6 protein-coding genes and 1 pseudogene are annotated in these 5,252 nt (G+C 71.6%); all 7 read right to left on the bottom strand.

The window, feature by feature from the left end:
• Positions 1–122: 122 nt before the first annotated feature.
• Positions 123–509, bottom strand: a complete 387-nt coding sequence (locus tag ABZ374_RS47920; protein ID WP_360324973.1) for an Rv3654c family TadE-like protein — start codon at positions 507–509, stop codon at positions 123–125.
• The gene (locus ABZ374_RS47915; RefSeq protein ID WP_360324971.1) at positions 506–841 is read right to left on the bottom strand and encodes a TadE family type IV pilus minor pilin; all 336 of its coding nucleotides are present in this window, start codon (positions 839–841) and stop codon (positions 506–508) included. The genes ABZ374_RS47920 and ABZ374_RS47915 overlap by 4 nt, the downstream gene beginning before the upstream one ends.
• A 46-nt stretch (positions 842–887) precedes the next feature.
• Complete coding sequence (locus tag ABZ374_RS47910; RefSeq protein ID WP_360324968.1) at positions 888–1,097, bottom strand: DUF4244 domain-containing protein; 210 nt, start codon at positions 1,095–1,097, stop codon at positions 888–890.
• 34 nt (positions 1,098–1,131) lie between these two features.
• Complete coding sequence (locus ABZ374_RS47905) at positions 1,132–1,845, bottom strand: type II secretion system F family protein (protein WP_360324965.1); 714 nt, start codon at positions 1,843–1,845, stop codon at positions 1,132–1,134.
• Between the two features lie 22 nt (positions 1,846–1,867).
• Positions 1,868–2,707 carry a type II secretion system F family protein gene (locus ABZ374_RS47900; protein ID WP_360324962.1) on the bottom strand — a complete coding sequence of 280 codons (840 nt, stop codon included), beginning with the start codon at positions 2,705–2,707 and terminating at the stop codon, positions 1,868–1,870.
• Between the two features lie 52 nt (positions 2,708–2,759).
• A pseudogene (locus tag ABZ374_RS47895) lies at positions 2,760–3,068 on the bottom strand (pilus assembly protein CpaF); the annotation flags it as partial.
• Positions 3,069–3,569: 501 nt separating this feature from the next.
• Positions 3,570–5,252 (bottom strand): site-specific integrase (locus tag ABZ374_RS47890; protein WP_360324959.1); only part of this gene is annotated, 1,683 nt, incomplete at its 5' end.

The following is a 5,252-nucleotide window of genomic DNA, read 5'->3' as shown; positions in this document are numbered from 1 at the left end:
ACGGGCCACGAAGTCAACGTTTTGCGGCTCCGCCGCTCTCCGCGCTGCGCGCGTCGATCACGGGGGCGGGCTGGGTCGGGGGCGCTGACGCGCCGGGGAGTGGTGGGGCGGTGTGGGCGGGCCTACGGGGTCTCGGCTGTGTCGGGGGTGCTGACGCGTCTGGGGGTGGTGGGGCCGGCGTGGGCCGTTGCGTGGGCGGGGCCGGCCGGGGTGTTGGTGGTGACCTCTACGGTGGCGAAGGCGTTGGTGAGGTGGCAGTGGGTCGGGTCGGCGTGTTGGGCTCGGGCCACTCGGCGGGCCAGGGCGCAGGCCTCCTCGGGGTTGGCGCCGGCGGCGGCGCGGGCTGCCGCCGCGAGGGCTGCCAGGTCGGCTGCGGCGGCGGCGCGGTGTCGGGCTGCGACCGCCCCGGCGAAGGCGAACACGAATGCCGCCATGCACAGTGGCACCAGCGCGAATGCGACCACCCACAAGGTCGCCGAGCCCTCCTGGGCGGAGCTGCGAGGGTTCACGGGGCCACCTCGTCCTCCAGGGCCGCCACCGCGACATGTTCCACGTGGAACCGCACTCCGGCCCAGGCCGCTCCCGGCACGCCGACCTCGCCGGTGATCCGGAAGCGGACCAGGCCGTCCGCCCGGGACACTTCCGTCCGCGCTCCGACCGGACCCGCGGCCCGGGCCCGCTCTTGGGCGACCGTCTCCGGCTCGCCCCGGGCCAGCGCCCGTGCCCCCGCCTGTGCCGCGTCCACACAGCGAATCTGCGCGGCGGCGGCAGCGATGCCGGACACCGACACCGCGGTCAACAGGACCAGCACCGGCAGCACGACCGCGGTCTCCGCGGTCACGAAGCCGTTCGCCGCTCGCGCCCGACGCGCGGCGCCGCGGCGAGGCTCAGAACGAGACATCGAGCGCCCTGGTGATCACGCGGGTGAGCGCCGCCGCCACCCCCGGGCTGGTCACGATCTTGAACAGCACCGCCCCGAAGGCCACCGCGGCGACCGTGCCCACCGCGTACTCCGCCGTGGTCATCCCGGTCTCGTCGCGCAGCCGCAGCCACATCCGACGTACGGCCGGAGCAAGAATCGGCAGCAGAATATGCATGAAATCCCCCTTTTTATATGCGTATATGAATGAATCAGAAGGGCTGCAACAAGGTCGTCGTCAGCCCGATCACGATCGGAACCACTCCGATCAGCAGGAAGGCCGGCAGGAAGCACAACCCGAGCGGGACCGTGGCCCGGACCCCCACCCGGCGTGCGGCCGCACCCGCGGCGCGTCGATGCTCGGCCCGCTGCTCGTCGGCCATCCGGGCCACCAGGGCCGCCGCGGGCGCACCGCCGGTCGCGGCTCGGGCCAGGGCCCGGCCCAGGGGCGCAAGCACCGGATCGTCGGTCAGCGTCAACCAGCACCGCCCCGGATCGCCACCCAACCGCAGCGAGGCCACGATCGGCCGCAGCCGGCTCGCCAGCGGCCCACCGACCGCGTGCGCGACCGCCTCGGCAGCCTCCACCGGCGAGCTGCCCGCCACCAGGCACGCCGCGAACAGGTCGGCGGCGGAGGGCAGATCGGCCCGCAACCGCTCCCGGAGCACCCGACCGGAACGCGGTTCCAACCGACCCAGCCGCCGATCGAGCAGCACCGCCGCGGCGACCCCCGCACCGCCCCCGACCCACCCGCCGAACAACACGAACACCGCCGCCCCACCCAGCAGCGCCGCCGCCCGCCGCCGCCACACCGAATCGGGCCCCCGCCCCGGCACCCGCCGGTCCCGCGCGCCTCCACCCCGTACCGCGACCCCCGCACCGCCCGCCGCCGCGACGACCGCCACGAACACCGCGACGCCGCTCATACCCCCACTCACCGCCCGGCCCTCATGCCGCCGCCGGCGCCGCGTGAGCCGCCAGGCGGTCCGTCCATTCCAGACCGACGGCCACCAGGACCAGGCCGGCGCACAGGCAGCCGATCCCGGTCGGTGTGCGGAGCAGTACATCCAGGGGCCGGGCGCCGAGACCACTGCCCAGGAACAGGCCGAAGACCGGCAGCGCGGCCAGCACGTGCGCCGTGGAGCGGGCCCCGGCGAGTTCGGCGACCAGTTCCTCGTGCGCGTCCTGCTCCGCCCGCAACGTGCCCGCGATGCGTTCCAGCGCCGGCGCGAACCCGGCGCCCCGGCCGGTCGCGATCCGCCAACACGCGGCGAGCCGCCGAAGTCCGGCCGCCCCGGGCCGGGCCGCCGCCCGATCCAGCGCGGCGGGCACATCGCCACCGACCCGGGCCGACCCGATCGCCTCGCCCACCACCGCCAGGACCGGCCCGTCCACCGCGTGCGCGGCCGCCCTCAGCGCCTCCTCCGGCGACCGCCCCGCCCGCAACTCCCCCGCCAGCACCGCGCACAACCCGGCAACCGCGCCCCGCACCGCGGCGGCCTCCCGATCGGCCGCCGCCCGCGCCCGCCGACGACGCAACACCCACGCCCCCGGCAACGCCACCAGCGCGGGCACCGGCGACCCCAGCAGCAGCGCCGCGCCGCTCCCCGCCGCGAGCACCGCGACCGGCACCCGATACCGCCGCACCCCCGCCCCGAGCCCCGACCGCCCCATCCGCTCGGCATCGAGCGCCCCCAACACCCCCCGCAACCGACCCGGCCCCACCCGAACCATCGACAACCACACCAACCCGGCGACCGCCCCCGCCGCAACCACCGCCGCCGTCATCGACGCCCCCACCCGACAAGCCCCACACCCCGTTCGAACACGCCCGGCCCCCTCACCCGCGCCACCACCCCGCCAGCAGCGCGGCCAACCGCCCATGCCCAGGTCCGGGACGAGCCGCGCCCCCGCGCTCGAAGCGCATCGCGGACACCGGGTGCACCCAACCCGCCGGGTCCCGTTCGAGCACGTGGATCTCGGCCACCCGACGCAGGCCGTCGCGCTCACGCACCACATGCACGACCAGATCGAGCGCGGCGGCCAGCTGGCTGTGCAGGGCGTCCCGGCCGAGGCCGGCCAGCGCCCCGAGTGCCTCCAGCCGGGCCGGCACATCCGCCGCCGAGTTCGCGTGCACCGTGCCTTCTCCGAACTAAGCCATGACATCGATGAGTTGGGCTCGTTTGAGAGACAGCTGTGGGCTGCTGGGGCATCATGGCTTCAAGAGGGAGCCCACTCCCAAGGGACCGCTCACGGCGGATCGGCTTCTTCAGCCCGTTGACGTCACGGTTGGCGTCGACTGCCAGTAGACCGAAATTCGAGCACGCGTCGCGCGTCAACCGCGTTGGCCCGTCACGGAATTGGCTCATGGCGATGGCGGACACCTGTTTGGTGGTCCGTGATCTCGTTATGCCCTGCTTCAGGGTCCGGACCACCTTGTCCGAAAGGACCCGCCGTGGCGGATGTTCTCTCGGTGGTTGCCGGCGTCCTCAGCGCTCTGAGCTCGGCAATCACCCTGGCAGTCGAACTGCGTCGAGCCAGGTCGCGTCGCGACGACGAAGGCGGAACGCCTGAGCCCGAGGGCGATGGCCCCTCGGCCTGATGATGGTGCGGGGCCTGCGAAACTGCGGGCCCCGCACTGCTGCCACGGTTACTCGGCGCCTGGGAAGAGGGCGGGAACGCCGAGGAAAACGGGGGAACTTCGGCGCTCTTCCCTGCTGCGGATCTGGGCGATCTTCTCCTCCGCCGCGGCGAGGCTCACGGCCAGGCCTTCGGCCTCGCCAAGCCAGCCCTCGCGTTCGGCCTCCACGATGCGATCGCCGAGGTTCTGACGGATTTCGAGCAGACGTGGAAGTTCCTGGGAACTCACGATAAGCGCGGGGCAGCGAACGCAAGCGTGTTCATGAGCGCAGTCCGTGCCGTAAGCGCGTCCGCAATCCCCGAGAGCGAGTTTCCGTTTCTCGAAGTGCCCGAGGAACTCGTCCCATTCCTCCGGCGTGACCGTGCGATACTCCTCCGGCGGTCGAAGGGCCCGGCGGCGAGCGATGAAGGCCCGATGCGCTTCGATCGCAGCCCCGGGATAGACCGCGTTGTAACCCATGGTGGTGCTGATGTTTTCGTGACCGGCGATGATTTGGGCGATATGGGGAGGCAGCCCGTTCAGGATGGCGTCGGTGATGAAGATCCGCCTGAAGTCGTGTGGTTGGTAACGCAGTGGCTTTCCGTTCATGTCTCGCAGGCCGCTCGATTCGATGACCTTGTCGAGTCCTCGGACGATGGTGTTCTTCGCGATGGTCCGGTTCTCGCCGCTGACCCGCCATTGATAGAGCAGCGGCATCGGAGGGCTCCAGACGTTCTCGTGCGGGTCATAGCGCCCGACCAGGGGAACGGCGCCGTCTGGACCCCGGACCCGCGAGACCACGGCGCTGAGGACATCTGCCAGCTCCGGGCTGATGAGCAGGAGTCGCTCCTGGTCGGTCTTGGACGGAGCGATCTGCAGCAGTGGGACGACCTCGCCGGTGGTGGGCAGGGTGTAGCGGATGATGCTGTGGTGGCTCAACTCCTGGAGTTCCTCGATGCGGATTCCGGTGTGGCGGAGGATTTCGATCGTCGCCCAGGCCCAGAAGTCCCGCTTCTCCTTGGAATTGAGCTGCTTTCGCTTGCCGCCGACTTCGTAGGCGGTTTCGGTCTGGCCGCCGGGGCGTGACGAACTGCGGGCCTTGACATAGGTCTTGCCGAGGACCGTGAAGGTCGAGCCGAGTGGCGCGGCCAGAACGGCATCAAGCCGTTCCCTGGCTTCCCTCAGGCGCCGTTCGGCCGTCCTGACGAGGACCGGGAGATAGGGAAGTCTCTCGCGGGTGCGTTGGTCCTTTCGGGATTTCTGCTGGCGATCCAGCTTCGTGCTGTTCGACTCCGCCGCGGAAATAGGACAGGGGACCGCCCAGATTCCCCACTTCTCGGGTTCGTCGAGTGCCCATTGGGCCAGGTCCAAGTAGAACGACCGAATGATCCGCAGGAGTGCCGGCGCACTGATCCGGGGCTCCGCGACCTCGATGACGGTGCCGTTCGGCTGGCGCCGGCGGACGGTTTTCGTGGCCAGGCGGGCCTTGAAGTCCGTGCGGACGGCGTCCGGGAGATCGATCGAGGAGATGCCCGGGTGGTGTCGTTCGAGGTCCGCCCAGAAGTTCTTGGCGAGCACCGCCGACAGATGCTCGAGGCTGACGAAGTCGAGGCCAGGCTGGCGTTCGGTCAGGTAGGCGACGATGAGGTCGCGGACCGGCCGGCACTGCAGGTGATAGCGATCCACGAGTTGGGACGGAGTCGCCTGGGGCCC

Source organism: Embleya sp. NPDC005971 (genome assembly GCF_040629175.1).
Classification (GTDB): Bacteria; Actinomycetota; Actinomycetes; order Streptomycetales; family Streptomycetaceae; genus Embleya.
This window is presented reverse-complemented; position numbering and strand designations above follow the sequence as displayed.

Coding starts and splice junctions, on each gene's coding strand:
- ABZ374_RS47910 (WP_360324968.1), bottom strand. CDS start 1,097: ATGCATATTCTGCTGCCGATTCTTGCTCCGGCCGTACGTCGGATGTGG.
- ABZ374_RS47905 (WP_360324965.1), bottom strand. CDS start 1,845: ATGAGCGGCGTCGCGGTGTTCGTGGCGGTCGTCGCGGCGGCGGGCGGT.
- ABZ374_RS47900 (WP_360324962.1), bottom strand. CDS start 2,707: ATGACGGCGGCGGTGGTTGCGGCGGGGGCGGTCGCCGGGTTGGTGTGG.